The 22,561-nt window shown below is 66.3% G+C and carries 24 protein-coding genes; 18 read left to right on the top strand and 6 right to left on the bottom strand.

The features are described from left to right. Positions 1 to 20 precede the first annotated feature (20 nt). From EFL26_RS20000 to EFL26_RS19990, 3 genes are read right to left on the bottom strand one after another with little or no spacing between them, the layout of a single operon-like run. Complete coding sequence (locus EFL26_RS20000; protein ID WP_123224679.1) at positions 21 to 1,235, bottom strand: NAD(P)/FAD-dependent oxidoreductase; 1,215 nt, start codon at positions 1,233 to 1,235, stop codon at positions 21 to 23. Beyond that, positions 1,232 to 1,567, bottom strand: a complete 336-nt coding sequence (locus EFL26_RS19995) for a non-heme iron oxygenase ferredoxin subunit (protein ID WP_123224678.1) — start codon at positions 1,565 to 1,567, stop codon at positions 1,232 to 1,234. The genes EFL26_RS20000 and EFL26_RS19995 overlap by 4 nt, the downstream gene beginning before the upstream one ends. Further along, positions 1,564 to 2,946: an aromatic ring-hydroxylating oxygenase subunit alpha gene (locus EFL26_RS19990; protein WP_123224677.1), complete on the bottom strand. Its 1,383-nt coding sequence runs from the start codon at positions 2,944 to 2,946 to the stop codon at positions 1,564 to 1,566. The genes EFL26_RS19995 and EFL26_RS19990 overlap by 4 nt, the downstream gene beginning before the upstream one ends. Positions 2,947 to 3,047: 101 nt before the next feature. Between EFL26_RS19990 and EFL26_RS19985 the strand changes: the two genes are divergently transcribed. The 10 genes from EFL26_RS19985 to EFL26_RS19945 all read left to right on the top strand — a co-directional run bounded on the left by EFL26_RS19985 (position 3,048) and on the right by EFL26_RS19945 (position 12,832). Beyond that, complete coding sequence (locus EFL26_RS19985) at positions 3,048 to 4,028, top strand: zinc-binding dehydrogenase (protein ID WP_123224676.1); 981 nt, start codon at positions 3,048 to 3,050, stop codon at positions 4,026 to 4,028. Between the two features lie 13 nt (positions 4,029 to 4,041). Further along, complete coding sequence (locus EFL26_RS19980) at positions 4,042 to 4,980, top strand: 3-carboxyethylcatechol 2,3-dioxygenase (RefSeq protein ID WP_123224675.1); 939 nt, start codon at positions 4,042 to 4,044, stop codon at positions 4,978 to 4,980. Between the two features lie 204 nt (positions 4,981 to 5,184). After that, the gene (locus EFL26_RS19975; protein WP_123224674.1) at positions 5,185 to 6,687 is read left to right on the top strand and encodes a purine-cytosine permease family protein; all 1,503 of its coding nucleotides are present in this window, start codon (positions 5,185 to 5,187) and stop codon (positions 6,685 to 6,687) included. Beyond that, positions 6,684 to 7,544, top strand: coding sequence for an alpha/beta fold hydrolase (locus tag EFL26_RS19970; protein WP_123224673.1), 861 nt, complete (start codon positions 6,684 to 6,686; stop codon positions 7,542 to 7,544). Before EFL26_RS19975 ends, EFL26_RS19970 begins: the two co-directional genes overlap by 4 nt. Beyond that, a complete protein-coding gene (locus EFL26_RS19965) occupies positions 7,541 to 8,974 on the top strand; it encodes an aromatic amino acid lyase (protein WP_123224672.1) in 1,434 nt (477 codons plus the stop codon). Before EFL26_RS19970 ends, EFL26_RS19965 begins: the two co-directional genes overlap by 4 nt. A 338-nt stretch (positions 8,975 to 9,312) precedes the next feature. Then, positions 9,313 to 9,462 (top strand): hypothetical protein, encoded by a 150-nt coding sequence (locus tag EFL26_RS24375; protein ID WP_183408288.1) that lies wholly within the window; start codon positions 9,313 to 9,315, stop codon positions 9,460 to 9,462. After that, complete coding sequence (locus EFL26_RS19960) at positions 9,459 to 9,728, top strand: winged helix-turn-helix transcriptional regulator (protein WP_123224671.1); 270 nt, start codon at positions 9,459 to 9,461, stop codon at positions 9,726 to 9,728. The genes EFL26_RS24375 and EFL26_RS19960 overlap by 4 nt, the downstream gene beginning before the upstream one ends. A gap of 128 nt (positions 9,729 to 9,856) precedes the next feature. Further along, complete coding sequence (locus EFL26_RS19955) at positions 9,857 to 10,828, top strand: NADP-dependent oxidoreductase (protein WP_221177073.1); 972 nt, start codon at positions 9,857 to 9,859, stop codon at positions 10,826 to 10,828. Further along, positions 10,825 to 11,826, top strand: coding sequence for an enoyl-CoA hydratase/isomerase family protein (locus tag EFL26_RS19950; RefSeq protein ID WP_123224670.1), 1,002 nt, complete (start codon positions 10,825 to 10,827; stop codon positions 11,824 to 11,826). Before EFL26_RS19955 ends, EFL26_RS19950 begins: the two co-directional genes overlap by 4 nt. Before the next feature lie 46 nt (positions 11,827 to 11,872). Beyond that, complete coding sequence (locus EFL26_RS19945; RefSeq protein ID WP_123224669.1) at positions 11,873 to 12,832, top strand: GlxA family transcriptional regulator; 960 nt, start codon at positions 11,873 to 11,875, stop codon at positions 12,830 to 12,832. Positions 12,833 to 12,894: 62 nt separating this feature from the next. Here EFL26_RS19945 and EFL26_RS19940 read toward each other — a convergent pair whose 3' ends face one another. After that, positions 12,895 to 13,461 (bottom strand): TetR/AcrR family transcriptional regulator, encoded by a 567-nt coding sequence (locus tag EFL26_RS19940; protein ID WP_123224668.1) that lies wholly within the window; start codon positions 13,459 to 13,461, stop codon positions 12,895 to 12,897. A 96-nt stretch (positions 13,462 to 13,557) separates the two neighbouring features. Between EFL26_RS19940 and EFL26_RS19935 the strand changes: the two genes are divergently transcribed. The 3 genes from EFL26_RS19935 (at position 13,558) to EFL26_RS24370 (ending at position 16,803) form a co-directional block, all read left to right on the top strand. Beyond that, on the top strand, positions 13,558 to 14,379 hold the full coding sequence (locus tag EFL26_RS19935) for an oxidoreductase (RefSeq protein WP_123224667.1): 822 nt from the start codon (positions 13,558 to 13,560) through the stop codon (positions 14,377 to 14,379). Positions 14,380 to 14,429: 50 nt separating this feature from the next. Then, positions 14,430 to 15,389 (top strand): alpha/beta hydrolase, encoded by a 960-nt coding sequence (locus EFL26_RS19930; protein ID WP_123224666.1) that lies wholly within the window; start codon positions 14,430 to 14,432, stop codon positions 15,387 to 15,389. Between the two features lie 445 nt (positions 15,390 to 15,834). After that, complete coding sequence (locus EFL26_RS24370) at positions 15,835 to 16,803, top strand: tyrosine-type recombinase/integrase (protein ID WP_246000303.1); 969 nt, start codon at positions 15,835 to 15,837, stop codon at positions 16,801 to 16,803. Between the two features lie 113 nt (positions 16,804 to 16,916). Here the strand turns inward: EFL26_RS24370 and EFL26_RS19920 are convergent, their stop codons facing one another. After that, complete coding sequence (locus EFL26_RS19920; protein WP_246000302.1) at positions 16,917 to 18,641, bottom strand: AfsR/SARP family transcriptional regulator; 1,725 nt, start codon at positions 18,639 to 18,641, stop codon at positions 16,917 to 16,919. A 133-nt stretch (positions 18,642 to 18,774) separates the two neighbouring features. Here EFL26_RS19920 and EFL26_RS19915 point away from each other — a divergent pair, with 133 nt between their 5' ends. The 5 genes from EFL26_RS19915 (at position 18,775) to EFL26_RS19895 (ending at position 21,748) form a co-directional block, all read left to right on the top strand. Then, complete coding sequence (locus EFL26_RS19915; protein ID WP_246000301.1) at positions 18,775 to 19,014, top strand: DUF4242 domain-containing protein; 240 nt, start codon at positions 18,775 to 18,777, stop codon at positions 19,012 to 19,014. Positions 19,015 to 19,019: 5 nt separating this feature from the next. Beyond that, on the top strand, positions 19,020 to 19,682 hold the full coding sequence (locus tag EFL26_RS19910) for a sulfurtransferase TusA family protein (protein ID WP_123224819.1): 663 nt from the start codon (positions 19,020 to 19,022) through the stop codon (positions 19,680 to 19,682). 1 nt (position 19,683) lies between these two features. After that, entirely contained in the window at positions 19,684 to 20,049 is a 366-nt protein-coding gene (locus tag EFL26_RS19905) for a DsrE family protein (RefSeq protein WP_123224663.1), read from the top strand. Positions 20,050 to 20,294: 245 nt separating this feature from the next. Further along, a complete protein-coding gene (locus EFL26_RS19900) occupies positions 20,295 to 21,023 on the top strand; it encodes a TetR/AcrR family transcriptional regulator (RefSeq protein ID WP_123224662.1) in 729 nt (242 codons plus the stop codon). Between the two features lie 149 nt (positions 21,024 to 21,172). Then, the gene (locus EFL26_RS19895) at positions 21,173 to 21,748 is read left to right on the top strand and encodes a class I SAM-dependent methyltransferase (RefSeq protein ID WP_183408287.1); all 576 of its coding nucleotides are present in this window, start codon (positions 21,173 to 21,175) and stop codon (positions 21,746 to 21,748) included. On the opposite strand, the gene EFL26_RS19890 is transcribed toward EFL26_RS19895, so the two are convergent. Then, entirely contained in the window at positions 21,737 to 22,510 is a 774-nt protein-coding gene (locus tag EFL26_RS19890) for a methyltransferase domain-containing protein (protein WP_123224660.1), read from the bottom strand. The two genes, EFL26_RS19895 and EFL26_RS19890, sit on opposite strands and share 12 nt — an antisense overlap. Positions 22,511 to 22,561 lie beyond the last annotated feature (51 nt).

The following is a 22,561-nucleotide window of genomic DNA, read 5'->3' as shown; positions in this document are numbered from 1 at the left end:
CTGTTCCGCTTGTCGGCACTTCAGGCACGGAGAAGCTTTCGGAGGTCGACGCCGGGATCGCCCAGCTGTCGGCAATCGACGGCGATGGCGCGATCGATGAGGCGACGGGCGGCGCGCACGGCGTTGGAGTCGTTGACCGCCGCTGCAGAGACGACGTTGCCGTGGCGGATGCCGAACACCGCGAACGGCGGTTCGCCGATGGCGCCACGTGTGACTGCCGTCGTCGCAGCGCTCATCTGACCGACCGCCTCGACATGGAGTCCGTGCCGGTCGGTCCAGAACCACGGGGCGGTTTCTGCGGGTAGCGAAAGGCCGAGGATGGTGGCTGCGGCCCTCGCACCATCGTGCTGAGCTGCCTCCCAGTGTTCGGCGCGCTTGCGGACTGCGCCGTCTACGGTGCGCCGGGTCGGGTCGCCGACAGCGAGGACGGCGGGGTTCGAGGTCAACTGACCGGCGCTGACGATGATGCCGCGGTCGACGGCGAGGCCGGCCCATTCGGCAAGCTGCGTGTTGGGGGTCATACCTACCCCGAGGACGACGGCATCGAAGTGGTGTGGTTCGCCGCGGAGGTAGGTGCGAATCCCGTCAGTTGTCTTCTCGAACCCGTCGATGCCGGCCGTGATGGTTGTGATGCCGTTGGCGGCGTGGACTGAGTGAAGCCACTCCGCAGCATCTCGACCGATTGCGGCTGAGAGGGGCTCCGCGAGTGGGTCGACGAGTGTGACGTCGGCCCCCAGGTGGAGGGCGGTCGAGGCGACCTCGGCGCCGATGAGGCCGGCGCCGACGACGAGGATGCGTGCGCCAGGTAGGAGCACCTTGCGGAGATTGTCTGCATCTTCCGCGCTGCGGAGAACGTGCAGGGCATCGATGCCTGCGCCGGGCAGGCGGGGTCGTACTGCCTGGCCTCCGGTGGCGAGGACGACTCGGTCGGCGCGGAGCTGCTCCCCGGTGGTGAGCTCGACGGTCCCGCTGTCAGCACGCAGCGCGGCGACCGTCGTGTTGTTGCGCAAGGTGATGCTCTGGTCGTCGTACCAATCGGGTGACTGGAGCGCGATGTCGTCGAGGCTCTTCCGGCCAGCGAGGTAGTCCTTGCTCAGTGGCGGCCGGTCGTAGGGAAGCTCGCCTGCGTCGACGATGGTGAGGTCGCCGAGGAATCCGCGGTTGCGGAGTGCGGCCGCAGTGCTGACACCCCCGATTCCCCCGCCGACGATGACGACGCTGCAGGTGCTGCTCATGGTGTCTCGTTCGGGAACAACCAGATGCCGCCATCGCGGATCTCCACCCGGTGCGGGCAGGTGTTCCTGGTCGCGGGTAGGCCCTGAACGTCCCCGCTCTTGAGGCAGAACTTCGAGGCGTGCAGCGGGCACTCCACGTGCCCGTCCTCGACCCAGCCTTCTGCCAACGAGGCGGTCTCATGAGTGCAGGTGTCGTCCAGAGCCCAGACGGCCCCGTCGTCGTCGCGCAGGAGTGCGATGTTGTCGTCGGTGCCAGTGATGGACTTGTCGATGGCGATGCCCTCGCCTTCGGCGATGTCGTCGAGGTTCGCTACCAGGATTCCCTCGCTCATCGTGCGTCCCCTTCGTGCCAGGCCGGCGTGTTCATCAAGGTGCGCCAGCGGGCGTAGAACGAACGGCCGGCGGCGTCGCTGTACAGCTCGGAGGTCGTGCCTGGGTAGCGGCCGTCCTCGCGTTCTGAGCCGAGGCCCATCTGGTAGTTCAGGGCCACGCCGTTGGTGATGAATCCGGCGGCGATGGCTTGGCATTCCGACCAGTTTTCGCCGTCGTCCTGCTCGAAGATGCCGGACGGGCCGAAGGTTCGAAGGTTGTAGAGGCGCTGGGCCTGCTTGACCTCATCGGGCCAGCACTTGTCGACGATCGTCCACGCCCAGACCTCCATCTTGTCCGGGCCCTTGGGGTGCCAGATCCGGATGGATCCGTTGACGGGCAGGTACGAGAAGTTCGGGAAGACCGTGGCGTGACCATTGGTCAGCGGGCCTTCAACGCGAGCATCGCCGAGCCGTTCCCGCAGGGCCGTGTAGTCGGTGTGGTCGTGGACCGTCTTGGCGTCGAACCGGTTCTTCGTGTGGACCGGGAAACCCGCGCCGTGTCCGTTCGGGTCGACGTACTGCCGGCCGGTTCGGTGCACGATTTCGTCACGGGGGCCTTTGCCGGTTGGCGACATCACCATGAGCGCCGAGGCATGGCTCATGTTGACGTGGTACCAGTCGGTCGCGAACTGCTCTGCAGCAAGCTTCCAGTTGCCGTCGAGAACCCACTTGTGGATGCCGCCAACGACTTCAGTGCCATCGTCGTCGTGGTCGAGCATCGCGTCCATGTACCAGGCCATGTCGCCCAGCGACTCGCGCAGCGGGATTGGGCTGGGATTCCAGGTTCCGAAGATGAGGCCGTTGTAGGTCTCGATGTGCGGCACCTCGACGAGACCCCAATCGTCGCGTTCAAACGACTCGGGGTATCCGGCCTCGTTGGGGACCGAGACGAGCTTCCCATCCAGATCGTAGGACCAGCCGTGGTAACTACAGGTGAAGTTGCGTGTCTGACCGAAGTCAGCGCGGCAGACCCGGGCTCCTCGGTGGCGACACGAGTTGAGGAACGCCTTGAGCTTCTTCTCTCTCGTCAGGGTGACGAGCACGGGATCCTCGCCCATGAAGGTGGCGAAGAAGTCACCCGGCTTCTTGAACTGGTCGGTGTGTGCGAGGAACAGCCAACTCGGAGCGAAGACCCGGCGCATCTCCTGGGCGTAGATCGAGTGGTCGGTGAACACCGCGCGGTCCAGGAGGCCACCCTCGTGGTCGACAAGTCCGGAGACGTCGATGTTGCGCCGCATCTCCGCCGGCCGTTGCAGGGCCCCATGGGGCAGCTCGATCGCGCCGCTGTGTGGCCCAGCAGACGTGACCGCTACCGTCGTGGGATCAGTGGTGGACGTCATGCAGAGAAGAGAAGTCGCTGCGGACCGTGTACTCCACCGCATGTGCCGCACAACGGCACGAGCCGTGTCTCTTCCTCACGGATCGAGAGACGGTTTGGGACATGAGAGCTGCTGTCGCCACGTCGCAGAGCGCCATCGACCCGTTGTCCTGCCTCGAGCTGCTGGATGTCGCAGTCCCCACCCCGCCTCCGGGTTGGGCCTTGGTCAAGGTCGTGGCCTCGTCGCTGAACATGCACGACCTGTGGACGCTGCGCGGCGTGGGTCACCCCGCAGAACAACTGCCTCGGATTCTCGGTTGCGATGCGGCCGGCTACGACGAAGAGGGCAACGAGGTCGTCGTGTACCCGATCGTCGCTGACGCCGATCGAGGCATGGGTGACGAAACGATCGATCCCCTCCGTTCGCTGCTGTCTGAAGGCCACGACGGTGCGTTCGCCGAGTACCTCACGGTTCCCCGACGCAATGTGCTTCCGAAACCGACGGGCCTGTCGTTCGACGAGGCAGCGTGCCTCCCTGTTGCCTGGGGAACGGCTTACCGGATGCTGTTCACACAGGCTCAGGTCAAGGCGGGCGACAAGGTGCTCGTCCAGGGCGCCGGCGGGGGCGTTGCCTCGGCAGCCATCATGCTCGCTGCCGCCGCTGGCGCCGAGGTGTGGGCGACCAGCCGCAGTGAGTCCAAACGAGCTGAGGCACTCACGTGGGGAGCTGCCGGCGTCGTCGAAACCGGAGGGCGGCTCCCCGCCAAGGTCGACGCTGTGATCGAGACTGTGGGTGAGGCCACCTGGGCCCACACCCTCAAGTGCTTGCGCCCGGGCGGGACGGTGGTCACCGCGGGCGCGACGTCAGGAATGAACCCGTCCGCCGATCTCGGCCGGGTCTTCTACCAGCAGCAGCGCATCCTCGGCTCCACCGGGTGCACACGCCACGAGATGATCGCGCTGCTCCGGATGCTCGAGACCACAGGGGTGCGGCCGGTCATCGACCGAGCCATCCCCCTGGACGAGATCCACAAGGGCTTTCAGCTCATGATCGACGGCGCTATCACGGGCAAGGTCATCGTCCACCCGAACCACGAGCACTGAAGGAGTCGGACGAATGCGAGCCGCCACACTTGGTCTGTCTCACTCCCCACTGATCGGGAAGAACGACCCCGCTACTGAGGTTCTCGCAGCCGTCGACGCGGCGGTCGACGCCGCGCGCGGGTGGGTCAAGAAGTTCGATCCCGAGCTCGTGGTCCTTTTCGCACCGGACCACTACAACGGGTTCTTCTACAAGGAGATGCCGCCGTTCTGCCTCGCGACAGGCGCGACCGCCGTGGGTGATTTCGGCTCTGCGTCCGGCCCGCTGTCGGTCGACAACGAGGCTGCCGTCGAGCTCGCCCGAGGTGTCCTTGATCGGGGCATCGATCTGACGGTTTCCGCGCGAATGGTGGTCGATCACGGGTTTGTGCAGCCGCTGGAGGTCATCTTCGGAGGCATCGACCGCATCCCGGTCGTCCCTGTATTCGTCAACGGGGTTGCGACTCCCTTGTGCCCGATCTCCCGCATCCGAGCTCTGGGTGCCGCAATAGGTGAAGTGGCAGCCACGATGGACAGACGGGTCCTCTTCGTCGGCTCCGGGGGTCTCTCGCACGATCCTCCTGTTCCGGTCCTGGAGGGTGCCCCGCCTCGAGTTGCCGATGCTCTCATCGAGGGACATCCGCCGACTGCCGAACAGCGGGCCAAGGGTGAAGAGCGGGTCGTGGCCGCCGGCCGCGCCTACGCGGCGGGGGATTCGAGCATGATCCCTATCAACCCTGCCTGGGACAACGAGTTCCTCGACCACCTCGAGAAGAACGAATTGGCAGCCCTCGACAGTTGGACTGTCGAGTGGATGGGCGCTCAGGGTGGGGGCTCGGGGCACGAGGTTCGGACCTGGATCGCCGCGTTCGCAGCCTTGGCTGCGACGGGCGACTACGAGGTGAACTCCCGCTTCTATCACGCCATACCGGAGTGGATCGCGGGCTTCGCAGTGGCGACGGCCTCCCCCCGCTGAAGCGGCAACCGAAGGCCCGCGAGGCCCAGTACCGGTCCCTATCGGCCACCCCTGGGGCCCACGACTCGAGCCCGGAACCGGCGTGCCGTTGAACGGAACGAGCCGTGTGACCCGGGTCACGGGCGGGTGATTCTTGCGGAAACTGAGGGCTGCGTCGGGCCGAACAACCGGACTAGCCTCACAACAGGTAGAAAGGCATGCGTCATGTCTCACCAGACACCGAACTCTCTGACGTCGACCGACTCAACGCAGCTGATCGAGAAGCGCTCGATCGAGTACATCCCTCGGCGCGAACGGCACGGCAAGCCGTGGCACGTCACCCCTGTCTGGATTGCCTGTTCGGCGAACCTGACCGGCATCGCCATTGGCAGCATCGGCTTCTTCAGTGGCTTGAATCTTCTCTGGTCTCTCGTCGCGATCGTTCTCGGGTCAATGTTCGGGACCTTCTTCGCTGCGTTTCACGCCTCGCAGGGCCCGCAGTTAGGTATCCCGCAGATGATTCAATCGCGGCCGCAGTACGGCTACCTGGGCGCCGTCCTCATTTACCTGATCGCCGTAGCCACCTACCTGGGCATCAACGTCTTCGGCATCGTCTTGCTGGCGCAGGGTCTCAACAACCTGTTCCACATCAGCCTCGACACTGGCATGATCTTGACGGCCGTCGTCGGAGTCGCGCTGGCAGTCGCCGGATATGACCTCGTGCACAAGGTCTCGCGCTGGGTCACGGGAGCCTTCGTCGTCGCGCTTCTGCTGCTCGTCGTGGCTGCGCCGTTCGTCCTCGACGTGCCCGCTGGCAGCGGGAGCTTCACCCAGGGCTTCTCCATGGCCGGTTTCATGCTTCAAGCCAGCGCTATGGCCGTCGCAACTCTGTCCTGGGCCCCGTACGTTTCGGATTACACCCGTTACCTGCCTCATCTGAGCACCAAGGCCTCGTTCTTCGGCACCTACCTCGGCATGGCGATCACCGGCATCGTCGTGGCCGGCATCGGTGCCGTTGTGACCGCTGCGTTCCCCAAGCTCGACTATGTCTCTGGGCTGACCGCAGCGGGTGACGCGGTCTTCGGCGGTTTCGGGCACATCCTGCTCGGCGTGACCCTGGTCGGTACCGCCATCTTGATCTGCATGAACACCTACGGTGGTGGTCTCACCGTGCTCAGCATTTCTGACTCGTTCCGCCCGTCGACGCCCGGACGTTTCGCCCGCCCTATGGTCACGGGTGCATTCGGCCTGGTCTCCGTTTTGATTTCGTTCAAGGCTTCTGACCAGTTCGTGACCAACTTCGCGAACTTCCTCACGATCCTCTTCTATGCGCTCGCTCCATGGACGGCGACCAATCTGGTCGACTTCTTCCTCGTGCGACGCGGTCGCTACTCGATCCGGGAGATCTTCAATCCGCGCGGCATGTACGGCAGTTGGAACTGGCGCGGATACACCGCCTACGGGCTCAGTGTTGCCGCGATGGTGCCGTTTGCCGTCACCCACTGGTGGTCGGGCCCGATCGGCAAGCACCTCGGTTACGACGTGGCAGCATTTGTCGGAATGGCGGTATCGGCCGGCGTGTACCTGGTGCTCTCGCGGAGTATGGATCTCGATGCCGAGCGACGTCAGATCGAGCTCGCAGATGCCAATCTTGAGGAATGGGCCACAACCGACGTTCGCAATGAAGCGGCTTCCGCTCCCTTCGCGCAGGAGGCGCTTAACCCGTGACGCCGATTCACCTGACCAACCTGGCCACCTTCTACGCAGAGACCGGCGACGGACCGCCGATCCTGTGGCTCTCGGGAGGAGGTGGCCGGGCGTCAGATTGGGGCCCCGACTATGCCGAAGCATTTGCCGATGGGTATCGGTCGATCATGTTCGAAAACCGCGGATCGCTTGGCACAACCTGCAGGGCTCCGCTGCCATGGACCATTGCGGACTTCGCAGCTGATACTGCCGAGCTTCTAACGAAGCTTTGCGACCGCCCGGCCGTGGTCATTGGGCATTCTCTCGGGGCTCTGATCATGCTGCAGCTCGCGGCGGACTACCCGGAACTCGTCACTCTGGGCATTTCCTTGGCTGGTGCCGCGCGGGGGCATCATGGCTGGATCGGCGACTACATGAGGGCCGAGGTCGCATACCGTGACGCAGGCGGCAGTCTTCCTCCCGCCTTCTCTGCAACCCATTACGCAGCGATGATGTATCCGGCTAGCGCCCTTCAAGATCCCGACCTGTGGCCGATGCTTCGCGAGGCGCTCGAGGATCCGGACGCGGTAGCGAATACGGAGGCCACCGTGGCCACACAGTGGGTCCCGTGCATCGACTTCGATCTGGTAGACCGCCTCCCCTTGGTGACTTCTCCGCTCGAGATCGTCTGCTTCTCAGAGGATGTTTGTGCCCCACCCGCCTATAGCGCAGAGCTTGCAGAACTCGCTCCGCAAGCCAGGTATCACGAGATCGAGGGTCTTGGGCACGGATCCTTGTTCGGACATAGACCCAAGCAGGTCTCTGACTTCCTCCGCGAGCTGGTTGACAACCATTTCGATGCACAACGACGCTCAACTACGTCAGAAGACGATCGATGACCGCCGGTCAGGGCGTTGATCACGAAGTACATGAGATCAACTCTGCTTCGGACCTCACTCTCGATCTGGTGAGTGCCGTAGCAGACGGTGCGGAGGTCCGACTAGGTGACGCTGCGCTGCGGAGAATCGCGGAGCGCCGAAAGCAGTTTCTGCAGTTCGTAGATCAAAACTCCGACCAGCGGTTGTATGGCGTGACCACGCGTCATCACACGGCGGCGAAGACGGTCATGGGTGAGGTGGAGCGGGCCGAGTACGCCGCGCGCCTTCCGAGCACCCCCGCTGCCTTCGGTGATCCGCTCCCGGAGCGGTTGACTCGAGGGATCCTTCTGGCGCGCCTTGCCGACGTCTTGAACGGAACCGCGTGCCTGCGCGCGGACACTGCCGTTCGACTCATCGAGATGTTGAACGAAGACCTCCCGCCGGTGCCGGGGCGCGGACACGGTGAGCCGGGGGACATCATCGCGCTCAGCCACCTGTTCCGGGCCGACTTCGACGGCACGCTGGAACTGGGTGAAGGCATGGCCATGATCAACGGGTCCCCGGTTGCGGCCGCCGTCCTGTGCGACGTGGCCTTGTCCGGTAGGCCACGCCTTGGAGCCTCCGAGCTCGTCCTGGCCCTGTCCGCTGCCGCTGTAGGAGCGCCCGACGCGCACTACAGTGAGGCTCTTGAGACGGTGTGGAATGACGAGTTCCAGGCATCCGGCGTCCGTCATCTTCGCGAACTTCTCGCGGGTCGCAATCCCGAAGACTTGCGCGCGTATCAGGCCCCGGTTTCCTTCAGAAGCGCACCGAGGGTCCTTGGTTGGCTCGTCCGGGCTCAGAGTTGGGTGGAGGAGTGCGCTGGCACTGCTCTCGCGGCATCCTCCAACAACCCGATCTTTGTTGGCCCTGAGGTCGCTCCGCCTTCGGGTGCGCTGCTTTCCAACGGTGGCTATCACAACGCCCTCGCGGCGCCCGCAGTCGACGTACTGGTTCGAGCGTGGGCCGACTTGTGCCAGATCGTCTCCGCCCAACTCAATCAGCTCGTCGAACTACCCGACGGATTGCGGGTCCTTGAGTCTGAGCCACAGATCAGCCTGCTTTACATGTCGTCGGCGGGCTGCGCAGAGGAAGCGCGCACGGCGGCGACCCCGACGTTCACGAGCATCGCAGCCGGTGGGCAGACCGACACCGGAACTCAGGACCTTGCCGCGTGGGCCAAGGCGGAGAGCGTCGGCCTGGCCCTAGATCAGAATTTGGCGCTGCTGGGGGTCGTAGCGGTGCACACCTTGGCTCGCCAAGACAAGGCAGTGCCTCCTCGGCTTCGGCGGTTGCACGACCAAGTTCTGCGGGACTTTCCGCTCGGCGCACCTCCGGTGCGCTACAAGCAGCTCCTCGAAGACGTTCAGTCAACCCTCCGATCGACGAGTTCCGCTAGCCAAGGCGCCTGAGCGCCCCTAGCACGCGCGATCTGATCCCAATCAGGACTGCTGGCCTCGGCTCGGCGCCTTTCAAGCGGCCGTGCCGCGCGCGAAACCCTGATGTGGGGAGCAATCTCTCACCCCGTTCTCACGAGTTGTTCCCCGTCGTAGAGACAGCCGGCCTATCGGACAAGTAGATGGCGCCGAGTGGCCGGGCCCGGCCGGTCGGGGATTCGATCCAGGGGCCATCAACTGCTCCTTTCCCGGCCACGAGCCACACCCGCGACACGCCCCGGTTCCTGACGCCGGGACGACACCGCGGCCCAGCCACTGAACAGGCGAGAGCGGACAACCCGTACAACCTGTGGGTGATCACCACTACCGCTGAGGCGCTGGCCGCCTCCCTGCCCGACAGCCCCGCTCTCGACCTGCCGGGGGGACTCACTGTCGAGGACGCGCTGCGCATCGCCGAAGCGAAGCGTTCGCTCCGCGACGGGCTCACGCACGCCCAGCGGTGAACATCCTCAAGCGCTCGTGGGATCTCGAGATCGTCGCGCAAGGGGCGCTCGGCGTATGCCGATTCGAAGACTTCCAGAGACACCTCGGCATCTCCCGCAAGGTTCTCTCGGAGCGCCTGAAGTGGCTGACCAGCGCCGAGATAGTCGAGCGGCGCAAGTACCAGAGTGCGCCCGACCGATACGAGTACGTGCTGACCGACAAGGGCCGCGACCTCCTGCCGATTCTCGCCGCGATGATGCAGTGGGAGGAGCGGTGGGAGCGGTGAAGCCTGCTGGTCTGCAAAGCGGCCCGTGGTGCAGGTCTCCGGACTTGCCTGCAGGCCGTGGCGTGATCTCGTCGAAAGATGGCAATCGTGCCATGGCGTCGTGTGGCGGGGCCGGACACGCTGGAAGCATGACGACGACCGCCACGACCATGCGAGCCATTCGCCAAGAGATCCACGGGCCTCCAGAGGTCCTCGAGGAGGTGGAGGTGCCCCGGCCCACACCGGGCCTGAGCGAGATCCTGATCGCCGTCCGGGCCTCCGGCCTCAACCCGACCGACTGGTGGAACCGGGCTGTTCCGATGAGTGTCGACATGTTGCCGGCCGTACTCGGCTGGGACGTGTCCGGCGTGGTCGAGGCTATTGGCACCGGTGTCACCGTGTTCAAACCGGGCGACGAGGTATTCGGCATGCTGCCCTACCCGCGCGGAGTCGGCGCCCACGCGGAATACGTGACCGCCCCCGCCCGGGCGTTCGTCCACAAGCCTGCCGGAATCGACCACGTCCAGGCCGGGGCCCTGCCGCTTGCCGCACTGACCGCTTACCAGGCACTCGTCGAGACCGCCGATGTCCAGCCAGGTCAACGGGTCCTCATCCACGCGGCGGCGGGTGGAGTCGGCCATCTGGCTGTCCAGATCGCAAGGTCCCGCGGCGCGTATGTCATCGGAACCGCCAGCGCCGCCAAGCACGACTTCCTGCTCTCTCTCGGGGTAGACGAGGCCATCGACTACCAGACGGTAGACGTCGCCGAGGCGGTGAAGGACATCGACGTGGTCCTCGACTCGATCTCCATGGACACCGCTGGCCGCGCCCGCTCGCTCGCCGTGATACGACCGGGCGGCACCCTCGTCTCGATCCTTCCTGTGCCCATCGAGCCCGAGGAGCTGGCTGACATCACCGAGCGCGGTATCCGGTTCGAGAGGCTTCTCGTCGAGGACGACCGCGCAGGAATGCAAGCCATCGCCGAGCTCGTCGAAGCCGGTGCGCTCCACGCCCACATCGAGGCGACATTCCCCCTCGCCGAGGCCGCGAAGGCCCATGCCCTCGGCGAGACCGGCCGGACCACAGGCAAGATCGTGCTCACCGTCGGGGGACCGTCATGACCGGGTCCCACTCGCCGGCGGTCGGTGGTCCACATGGATCTGGCACGCAGCCCGAAGGGCACATCGCCGTCGAGGGCGAGACCGGGGTGCTTATCGCCCGTCTCGACGGGGGCCCACATGCCCTGTTCGACGCCACGATGGCCAAAGAGCTCAAGGAGCTGGTCGATCGGGTCGACCGCGATCCCGACATTCACGCGGTCATCTTCACGGGCACGCATCCTGAACGTTTCTTGAGCCACTCCGATGTCGCCTGGCTCCAGGAAGGTGGAACCGGATTCCCGCCGATCAACACCCGCCTCGCTCGACTGGTCGCACGCATGGCGAGGCTCATCAACCGACTGCCGGTTGTCAGAACCCTCGCAAGAAGGACCCGCCTGAAGACTCTCCTGCAGCTCGACAGCTTCCACGCGACGTTCCTGAAGATGAATGCAAGCGGCACCATCTTCATCGCGGCTCTCAACGGGTCGGCTCTCGCCGTCGGCGCCGAACTGGCCTGGGCGTGTGACCTGCGCATCATGGCGGATGGGGACTATGCGATCGGTCTGTCAGAGGTCCTGCTCGCCCTGACGCCGGGTGGCGGCGGCTCTCAGCGACTGCCTCGCCTGATCGGCACGCAGCAGGCGCTCGTCGCCGTTCTCGAAGGTCGTGCGTTCACCCCGGCAGAGGCCCTCGCGCTCGGCGCGATCGACGAAGTGGTCCCTCAGGACCAGGTACTGGCGCGCTCGATCGAGCGCGCCGAGTACATGAGCCTGCGAGCGAAGAAGTCGCTCGGGGCGATCAAGCGCTCGGTCTACTTCGGCAGCACCCTGCCCCTCGAACGCGGCTTGCAGTTCGAGCACGGAGAGTTCCTGGTGCGGGATCAGTCGAAGGAGGCTCAGGGCCGGATGCGTGAGTACATCGCCACGACGAACGCCACTGGCGAGCTCCCTCTGCTGAATCGGGAGACGTACGAACGGGCACTCAGCTCGGGTCGTATGGGAGGCGGCTCGAGCGATTGAGTCGGCGTATGATGGCTCGTTCTGCCTCTTGCGACGGGATCCTGCCATGACCACTGCTCATCGTGTCGTCGTCCTCGCCCCCGACGGGGTCTATCCCTTCGAGCTGGGTATCCCGCACCGCGTCTTCGGAGCCGCGTTCGGTCGTTACGAGGTCCTGACCTGCTCCGCAGACGGCCGCGCGGTGCGGACCAACGCCGACTTCTCGATCACCGTCGAGCACGGTCCCGAGGTGCTGCGCACCGCGGACACGGTCATCGTCCCGCCGTTCGAGACCTCTGAGATCAGCCGGGCGGCGCCGACAGCCCTCGCGCACGCGCTCAGGTTCATGTCGCCCGGGACGCGCATCGTGTCGATCTGCTCGGGCGCCTTCGTGCTGGCAGCAGCAGGACTGCTGGACGGAAGACCGGCGACGACGCACTGGTGCCTCGTTGACCTCTTCCGTGAGTGGTACCCGCAGGTGGCGCTCGACCCGGACGTCCTATTCGTCGATGACGGGGACGTACTGACCTCGGCAGGCGCAGCGTCCGGCATCGACGTCTGCCTGCACCTCGTTCGCGCGGACCACGGCAGCGAGATCGCGAACCAGGTGGCGAGGATCTGCGTCGCCCCTCCGTGGCGCGACGGCGGCCAGGCGCAGTACATCGAGCATCCCGTTCCCCAGAACACCTCGAGCGGGACCTCCGCCGCGCGCCAGTGGGTCCTGGAGAACCTCCATCACCCCCTGACGCTCGCCGATCTGGCCTCGCACTCCCACATGAGCGTGCGCACCTTCACGCGCCGCTTCAACGAGGAGGTGGGCATGAGCCCGGGCCGGTGGCTGATCCAGCAGCGCGTCGGCCGCGCTCGGCATCTGCTGGAATCCACGGACCTCGCGGTCGATGAGGTCGCCGCCCGGGTCGGCTTCGCGGGTGGCACGTCCTTGCGCGAGCACCTCAACGCCGCGATCGGTGTCTCCCCGCTCGCCTACCGACGCACGTTCCGAGGCGCCCCGGCGCAGACGGGCTGATCTTGGTGCGAGGCGCTCGGTCCCTGGCGCTTGAGGAATTCCAGGCTCGGTACCGGCTTCGGTCACATTCCGTGTGCACTCAGCAGCGTCTCGACCGCTTGACGAGTCGCCGGCGTCGATCCGAAATGCATCATTGCGTGGGCGCTGGCGCCGTCGAAGATCAGGGTGAGCTGGGGTGCGAGCAGGCCGGGATCGCGGGCCCCGCCGTCGATCAGGGCGGCTTGGAAGTATTCGGTGAGTCGGTTCTTCTGCTCGCGCGCGAGCCGTGCGGCAGGATGATCGCGATCCTTCAGCTCGGTCACGGCGCCGACGAAGGGGCACCCGTGGAAGTCGGGTGCCTCAGAGCCGCGGTCCAGCGCCTCGAAGACGACCAGGACCCGCCCCCGAGGCGACCGATTTTCACCGGTCAGTTGGCGTCCGAACTCGTCTGCTCGTGCCTGCACCATGGCGGTCACGACGTCGTCCTTGCCCCCGAAATGTTGGTAGAGCGACCGCTTGGACACCCCGGCTTCGGCGCACAGCCTGTCGACACCGACGGCGTGAATGCCCTCGGCATAGAAGAGGCGCTCGGCTGCGGCGATGAGCCTGGCGCGCGCTCCCGGCTTGCGGGTCTGGGTGGTGGTGGTCACGGCCTCGATTGTAGGTCGCCTCTTGCGGAAAGTAAACCGAACGGTGTACCGTCTCAGAAGTACACTGATCGGTGTACTTCGACCACAGGAGATCTCATGAGCAACCTCACTACTTCGCAGGTCGCGCTGGTAACCGGCGCCTCGTCAGGCATCGGCAAAGCCACGGCGGTCGCCTTGGTCGCAGCAGGTTTCGATGTGATCGGAACCGGCCGCAACACCGCGCGTCTCACCGCCCCCGCGGGGGTCACTTACCTTGACCTCGACGTGACTAGCGACGAATCGGTCGCCTTGGCGGTCAAGGAGGTGATCGACCGGTTCGGGCGCATCGACGTCCTGGTCAACAACGCCGGTGTCGGCTCAACGGGGGCAGCGGAGGAGTTCTCGATCGCCCAAACGGAGGACATCTTCGACATCAATGTCTACGGGGTCATGCGGATGTCCAAGGCGGTGCTGCCGCACATGCGCGCCCAAGGCAGCGGACGCATCATCAATGTGTCCTCCCTCAGCGGGTTCATCCCGAGCCCTTTCATGACTCTCTACGTCGCGACCAAGCACGCGGTCAACGGCTACTCCCAGTCGCTGGACCACGAGGTCCGCGACCAAGGCATCCGGGTCCTGCTCGTCGAGCCGGGCCCGATCAACACCCCGTTCGCCGGCCACAGCGTGGAGGCCGACACCCCCATGCCGCTCTACGCGGCGGGACGGCGCAACTACGACGAGCTGCTCGCCAAGAACCTCAGCAACGGCGACGACCCCGCCGTGGTCGCCAAGGTGATCCTCGCGGCGGCCACCGACCGGAACCCCAAGCTACGACGCACCGCCGGCACGACCGCCCGGACCATCAACGCGGTCTACCGCGTCGCCCCGGCCCGCAGCTTCGACCGCGTCATCCGCCGGTTCAACAAGATGCCGACCTGACTCTGCTGAATCCACCCACCACTCGTTTTGCAGATCTCCCGAGGAGAGTCATGAAGCAGCGCAGCAAACAACCAGCACGCCCTCCATCCGACAAGAACGTGACGGCCGAGCAGCCCTTCCACCCAGAGCTGCGCGGCGCGCGGTTCCTTCCCCGCACCATCATCAACGCCCGAACGCTTTCCACGCTCCGCGTCCTGACCAAGCTCACCGGGCGCGGTCGACGGCTGGACGCGCAGGTCGTCTCCGTGGACGCCGACGTGTCCGTACACGTCTTCCGACCGCCGTCGCCCAGGCCTCGAACTCCGGCACTGTTGTGGATCCACGGCGGCGGAATGGTGCTCGGCGACGCGGCGCAGGACAGCGACTTCTGCCGCCGGATCGCCGATCAGCTGGGCATCGTCGTCGTCTCGGTGGAGTACCGGCTCGCCCCCGAACACCCGTTCCCCACGCCACTGGATGACTGCTACACCGCACTGCGATGGCTCGCCCGCCAGCCCGACATCGACCCCGCACGCATCGCCATCGGCGGCGAGAGCGCCGGCGGAGGTCTGGCCGCCGCGCTGGCACTACTGGCCAGAGAACGCGGCGAGATCCATCCGGTCCTGCAAATGCTGTCCTACCCGATGCTCGACGACCGGACCACCACCCGCACCGACATCAACCCGCGGAGGCTCCGCATCTGGAGCCCGGCCAGCAACCGGTTCGGCTGGCGCTCCTACCTCGGTCCGGCCACCGCTGGCGGCAACGTGCCCCCGCTGGCCGCGCCCGCCCGCTACGAGGACCTCGCCGGCCTTCCGCCCGCATGGATTGGCGTCGGCACCAACGACCTGTTCCACGATGAGGACGTCACCTACGCCCACCGCCTGCAGCAAGCCGGCGTCGCCACCACGCTGCACGTCGTACCCGGTGCGTACCACAACTTCGACTCCATCCAAGCCAAAGCCGCCGTCTCCCGGACCTTCCTCGAGGCTCGAACCGCAGCACTAGACAAAGCACTAAACCGCGGCTGAACGGAGCTACAAAGCCCCTGTGCCCGCTCATCGGCTGATCCGGACATCCGCGAAACGGCGGTGTGGGTATCTCGCGACGCGCAGTGCCGTACCTGGGCTGGCCAGCGGTGAGATTCGATCAGGGGCCATCAACGGGCCAGATACTCCTGCGCGACGGTGAGTATCGACGGGTTACAGTGAGCATCGTCAGAGCGCCCAGTCGCAAGCGCTACCAGCAAGGATGCGCTGGATCGGGCACTGACGAGCAACCGCGGGTAGGTGGCTGACTTCATCCAGAGGTCGCAGGTTCAAATCCTGCCCCCGCTACGAATTTCAGGCTCGGAATCTACGGATTCCGAGCCTGAAAGCATTTACGAACTTGATCAAGTGTCCACTTAGTGACGGGTTTTCCGGACAACCGGGACCGACTGGTCCACCCATCACCTTCACAGCCGCCATCCCGGCGGTGAGCCCGGACGAGGGCTGGCTGTGCAGTGCGGCCATGACCGAATTGACCGTCACCGCCGCCCTCGACCACCTCGACTCCTGGAAGCTCGCGCTCCGCGCCGAGAACAAGGCCCCCGGCACCATCGCGGTCTACGCCGACTGCGCCACCCGCTACCTGCGCTGGTGCGCCGAGACCGATCAGCTCCCGATGAGCCGTGCCTCCCTGAATACATGGGTCGCGGGCATGCTCGATGGTGGCAATGCGCCTGGCACCGCCCGCATCCGGCAACAAGCCGTGCGCCGCTTCGCCACCTGGCTCACCGCCGGCGGTGACATCCCGTCCAACCCGTTCCCCGGCATGAAGGCACCCCGTGTCCAAACACCCCTGGTCGAACCGTTCACCGACAACGAACTTCGCGCCCTCATCCGCACCTGCGCCGTACCCGAGCTTGAAGAGGGCGCAACCCCCTCAGCGCACACGCTGCACCACCGACGCGACGAGGCGATCATCCGACTGATGTTCGAGACCGCCATCCGATCCGGCGAGGTCGCCGACCTCCACCTCGACGACGTCGACCTCATCAGCCGCCTCATCACCATCCGCCGCGGCAAAGGCGGCCGCGGCCGCGTCATCCCGATCGGCCAGGCCACCACCGAAGCCCTGCTGCGCTACCTCGCCGAACGCGAACAACACCCACGCGCCGCGTCACCTGACCTGTGGCTGGGCAACCGCGGCAAGCAGTTCGGCCGCGAAGGACTCAGTCGCGCACTGCGCCGCCGCGCCACCCGCGCCGGCGTCCAAGGCTTCCGGCCCCACCGCCTCCGGCACACCGCCGCCCACCGCTGGCTCGCCGCCGGGGGATCCGAATCCGGACTCATGGCCATCGCCGGCTGGACCCGCACCGACATGCTCATCCGCTACACCCGCGCCCGTGCCTCCGAACGCGCCGCCGAGGAAGCCAGGCGACTCAACCTCGGAGCGATCTGAGGGGCCCCGCGGACGAGACCGCCGGCACTTGTCGGGACCTCGGGCCCTCCCCTGAAGATCAGCGGCATCGAGGTCGTGACCGGGGGAGCGGTGGCCACCGTCCGTTGGAGCGCCTACTCCGCGGCGGCGTGGCTCGGCAACTGGCTCGCGGCTTCCGTGCACCGGACAGCATCCGAATCGTTCCCGGCGCGTGTGTATTCCTGCGCGGCCTCTGCGTACATGGCACGGGCCTGTTCATGCGCGCCTTCCGCGTGCCGGAGTACGCCGCGGGCCTCCCAGACGGCGCCGCTCCACAAACCGCCTTGCCACATGCCCGCGATCCGTTCCGCTTCGGTGAGGAAGGCGCGTGCTCGGTTCAGATCCCCGGCTCGTGCGCAGGCAGCTGCGGCACTGGTCAGGTAGCCCATCGAGCACGGCTCGCACGAACGCATCTGGCCCAGCTCGCGCTCCGCCACGCGCAGAACCGTGAGCATCTGCTTCTCATCGGCAGCCCGGATCATGGTGCCGAAAACACGAACCATGAGGTGGCTGGCAAGGTCTGAGCGGACCGCGATGGCACGAGCACGGTTGAGCAGACGGTTGGCGTCGAACTTGCGGCCGTTGATCACGGCGGCTTCAGCGAGCCGTTGCCGGGCCAGAGCCGAGCCCGACAGACAGCCTTCGCGGTCGTTGGCCTCGGCCGCCTCCTTGAGGTGCTTCTCAGCCTCGACGAGGTGGCCGCCGAGCAGCTCGGCCTCTCCGAGCATGAGCGTGGCGAGCGCGGCGCCGGTCGCCGACCCGGCCTCGTCGGCGATCTGCATCATCTGGCGCGCGAAGTCGGCGGCGAGCTCGTAGCCGTCTGGGGCCGCGAGGTAGTACTCGGCGAGGCACAGATGGGCGTCGTACACGATGGGCTCCATGTTGGCCCGCAGCCGCATGGACTCACCGAGTTCCTCGGCGAATCGCTCTCGCCATCGGCCTTGAGCCATGGCGACTTTGGCCAGGATGACCGCGGCTTCACCGAGTTCCCGGCCCAGGCCGGAGTCCAGGGCAATGGCGCGAGCCTCCTCTGCGGCACGCTCGGCCTCCTCGATCTCGTTTCGATTCATGTGCACCAGAGCCCACGCCAGCAAGGCGTGCGCACGCTCTGCCTCCGTGGGCTTGGGGGCACCTTCGACAGCGAGGACTTCCTCGTAAAGGGAGATCGTCGCGCGATCCGGCCCGACCCCAAGCTGGTCGTGCAGGGCCTCGCGGAGCCTTTCAAAGCGCCGAATCGCCTCGCGGCGCTCGCCAGCATCGAGATGAGCCCGCATGAGAGAACGGGCCGCCTGCTCGTCGGTGGGGTCTTCCTCGGCCAGGCGTGCCCACAAGGTTCCGACCCGAAGGAGATCCAGGTACCGCTGGCGCAACCGGTGGTGCGGCTCAGCCAACCAGGACTCGTAGCGATCATCGGGAAGGAGGTCGCCGCCGTACAGGTCCGCGACAGCTCGGCAAGCCGCAGGGTCGCCCTCAGCCAGCGCGCGGCGAGCTGCGATCTCGAAACGCTCGACGTCGGTGTCGACCTGGGCGTCGGGCCAGAGGACGAGGACCCCCTGCTGGCTCACGATGGTCTGCTCGTCTCCGGTAGCGCGTCGAGCGAAGTGCAGCGCCTTGCGTAGGTTGGCGCCCGAGCCCTGCGGATCGCTCTCGGGCCAGAGCGCCTCCATCACCTGCGACCGGTGCAGGCGGCGGTCAGGGGAGAGCGCGAGCAGCTTGACCACGTCGGCTGCGCGCCGACTTCGCCAAGCGTCGCCAGAAATCGGGGCACCGTCGACGGCGACCGAGAACCGGCCGAGGAGCTGGATCGCGACCTCGTTCACCTCACGAATCGTACGGCGAACCCCGGCTCCGGACAGTGTGCAACGCGGAACGGTCGCGGAACGGTGGGCTTCCTAGCGTGAGCAACAGAAGGGAATCGAAGACGAAGGGAGCTGAGGACGAATGTCGCTCTACATGGATGTACACAACACGCTTCCCGACGGCACCACCTTGGCCGACGTCGCGGGCGCCCACGAGGCCGACCTCCAGGTCCAGCAGCGCTTCGGCGTCCGCTACCTGCACTACTGGGTAGACGCGGAGGGCGGCAAGGTCTTCTGCCTCGTAGAAGCCCCCAATGCGGACGCCGCGCACGCGGTTCATCGAGAGGCCCACGGGCTGGTCGCCGACGAGATCTACCCGGTCGAGCAGGGGTGAGCGCCATGTTGACCACCCAGACCCCAGAGTCTCCCGACACGGCACAGGGACCATGCGATGTCGCAACGGTCTTCCTCAACGCCCTGACCGCGCGGGACTTCACTACGGCCCGCTCGGTGCTGGCCGACGATCTCGCGATGAGGATGCTGGTCCCGCCCGGATTCATGACCGACGAGGGCGGCGACGCCGCAATCGGCTGGTTCTCGAGCTGGTTCACCGACGCCGATCCGTTCCAGGTCGAGGCATCGAGCGCCGAGGCGGTCGAGGGCCGAGCGGCGGTGACCTATCGACTCCGACTGCACAGGCCGAACGGCTGGTACCTGATCGAGCAGCACCTGATGCTCGACGTCGGGGGAGACGATCGCATCACCGCGATCGACCTCCTGTGCTCAGGCTTCCGCTCGATCGCAGACGTGGAGTCGGACGCGCAGTCGGGGCTCGTTCACCACTACGACGCGGGCGACCTCGGGTGCGCCGACGGGCTCGCCGGGCAGTTCCGGCAACAGATTCAGCGCATCCCGATCGGCGACCTGCTCGTGGTTAGCACGAGCGATCCGGCCGCGAAGGAGGACCTGCCGTCCATGGCCCGCCTGATGGGTCATGTCGTGGTTTCGATCGAGGTGCCCGGCGACGGACGCCTATTCATCACTGTGGAAAGGGGAAAATGAGATGAGCGACAAGCTGATCTTCAACTGCACCTACGGCAAGGAAGAACCCGAGCGCGCCACACTCCCGTTCGTCGCCGCGAACATCGCAGCAGCCACGGGGCAGGACGCGATCGTGCTCTGCACGATCGAAGCCGTGTGGCTCGGCACCCAGGGCGGAACCGACGGAATCGCCCAACCCGGTCTGCCGGTCCTCGCCGACCTGTACGCCGAGTTCGTCGACAACGGCGGCCAGGTCTGGCTGTGCGGCGCGTGTGCCAAGCCCCGGGGGATCACCGAGGAGCACCTCGTGAAGGGCTCCACCATCGTGGGGGCTGCCAAGGTCGTCGAGGAAGTCGTGGCCGGCGCTATGACGGTGGCGTTCGCCTAGTCCGGCACCGAACCCGGGTTGATCCGTGGGCTGGTGTGGGTCACGTAAACGCGCACCGCGACCTCGATCCTCGACAGGGCGGTGAGGCGGCGATGACCCGGACGGACTCACGGATCCCGAGGGTGTCGGCAGGGTCGCTTGCGATGGGGTGCCGGCACAACTCTGCGACCTCGGATACGGGTCCTGGTCAGCGGCGTTGCAGGAACCGGACTTGACTGACCGGGTCAGTCAGTTATTCTGAACGGGTGGCACGCCTTATCCCTCCAGACAGACTGCCCGCCGTCATTGAGGCCGCGGTGCGCGTCTTCGTGGCCCACGGCTATCGGCGCACCCAGGTGCAGGACATTGCCGACGTCCTCGGCCTGGCGAAAGGCACCCTCTACGGCTACGCCGCTACCAAGGAAGCCTTGTTCGCTGCGGCCGTTCGTTACGGCGACAGACTCGAACCACTGCCCGACACCACCGCTCTGCCGCTGCCCGCGCCGGCTGACGGCGAGCTCGCCGAGCTGGTGACGGGACGCCTGGCCGCCGAGGTCCCCGACCTGGCTCTCACTAAGGCGCTGCGGCGTCAGGCGCCGCCGCGCACTCCCGTCGAGGCCGCTGCCGAGCTTTCCGGCATCGTCGTGGACCTCTACGAGCGGCTATCGCGCAATCGCGTCGCCATCAAGCTCGTCGACCGCTGTGCCCCCGAGCTCCCCGAGCTCGGCAAGGTCTGGTCCGAAACCGGCCGCGGCAACCAGATGTCCGCCATGGAGGCCTACCTCGACAGCCGCCAGCGGGCGGGCTTGTTCAGACTGCCCGGCCCGGTCGACCTGGTCGCGCGCACCACGGTGGAGCTGTGCGTGCTGTGGGGGGTGCACTGCCGCTTCGACCCCGTCCCCCTCGCCTCGCCGTCGCCCTACGACGACGCAGTCGTTGCGACCACCCTCGCCGCAATGATCTCTCGATCGATGAACCCAACCGGAGGTGCCTGATGCCCGCCCTTGTTCGCCAATGCTCCCTGGACCGCAGGCCCTGGCCACGACGAGCGCTGTCCGCCGCCACCCGACCGCTGACCCGCTACCTCTCCGAACAGGCTGCCCACCCGCACGGACTCGCCGGCCCCCTGATCGGGCGGCTGTGGGTGAAGGAGACCGCGAAGACCAACGACGCCGCTGTGGACCTCCTTGCACCCCGTCCAGGTGAGGACATCCTCGAGATCGGCTTCGGCCCGGGTCGCACCCTCGGTCTCCTTGCAAACCTCGGTACCCGGGTCACCGGTGTGGACGTCTCCGAGGAGATGGTCAGTCTGGCCAGGCGCCGCAACTCCGAGCTCATCCGGAGAGGCGCCGCGACGCTCCATCGAGGGGATGGAGTAAGGCTCCCAGTCGATGACAACTCGCAAGACGCGGTGCTCTCGGTCCACAACCTCTACTTCTGGACCGAGCCCGAGGCCACCATCGCCGAGATCGCCCGAGTCCTGCGTCCCGGTGGCCGGCTCCTCCTTGTCTTCCGCGGCCGCGAGTACCCGTTGCCCGGGCGGCTCGACCCAGCCGTCTATCACGATGTCACGACCGACCAGTGCGTGGCGTGGCTGGCCAGCGCAGGCTTCGACGCACACTGCCAGCACCCTGACGGAATCCCAGCGGAGGTTTCCTACGTCCTGGCGACATCCTCACCAACGGGGAAGGACGACCGAGGTGCCAACTCAGAACGCTGACTTGGTCGCGAGGACAGAGACGCTCTTGACGCCGTACTTCGCACTGGCGTTGCGGGCCTGGTCGGAGAGGAACGCGTACGTGTTGACTCGCAGCGTGTCGATCGTGAAGCCGGCTGACTCGATCGCCTGCAGGTAGATCTCCTGCTCCGCCGCGCCGCCGATGCACGATGCCCACAGGTCGGCATTGCACACGATCGCCTCGGTCAGTGGCTTCTCGGTGATGATGTCGGCGATCGCCAGGCGTCCGCCCTGACGCAGCACACGTGCTGCTTCGGCGAACACCACGTTCTTGTCGGGGGCCAGGTTGATGACCCCGTTCGAGATCACACAGTCCACGCTCGCATCAGGGAGTGGAACCGCCTCGATCCGGCCCTCCAGGAACTCGACTTGAGCCGCACCCGCGCCGGCGGCGAGCTTGCGCGCCTTCTCCAGCTGTTCGAGGGTGAAGTCGATACCGACGACCCGGCCCGACGATCCCACGTAGTCGGCGGCGTAGAAGGCGTCCATGCCGGACCCACTGCCCAGATCGACCACCGTCTCGCCGCGGGTCAGCGCCGCGAGGTCGAAGAAGAAGCCCACGCCCGCGAACGACTCGACTGCCCCGGTCGGCACGTTCTTCAGCCGATCGGCGTCATAGCCCACGCGCAGAGCAAGGGGCTCGCCCAGCTCGAAGTGGTAGTTGCCGCCCGGCTCCTGAGCCACGTGGCGGTACATCTCCTTGACCTTGGTCTCCAACTCGACCGTGTCCACCGTTGCCACCATCACCACGCTCCTTACCTCGGGTCCGATTGTTCAAGAGATGCCTTGAATAAC

Origin of the sequence: Nocardioides pocheonensis (assembly GCF_003725535.1) — a bacterium.
Taxonomy (GTDB): Bacteria; Actinomycetota; Actinomycetes; order Propionibacteriales; family Nocardioidaceae; genus Marmoricola; species Marmoricola pocheonensis.
Note: the sequence above shows the minus strand (reverse complement) of the source record. Positions and strands in the feature narration are given on the sequence as shown.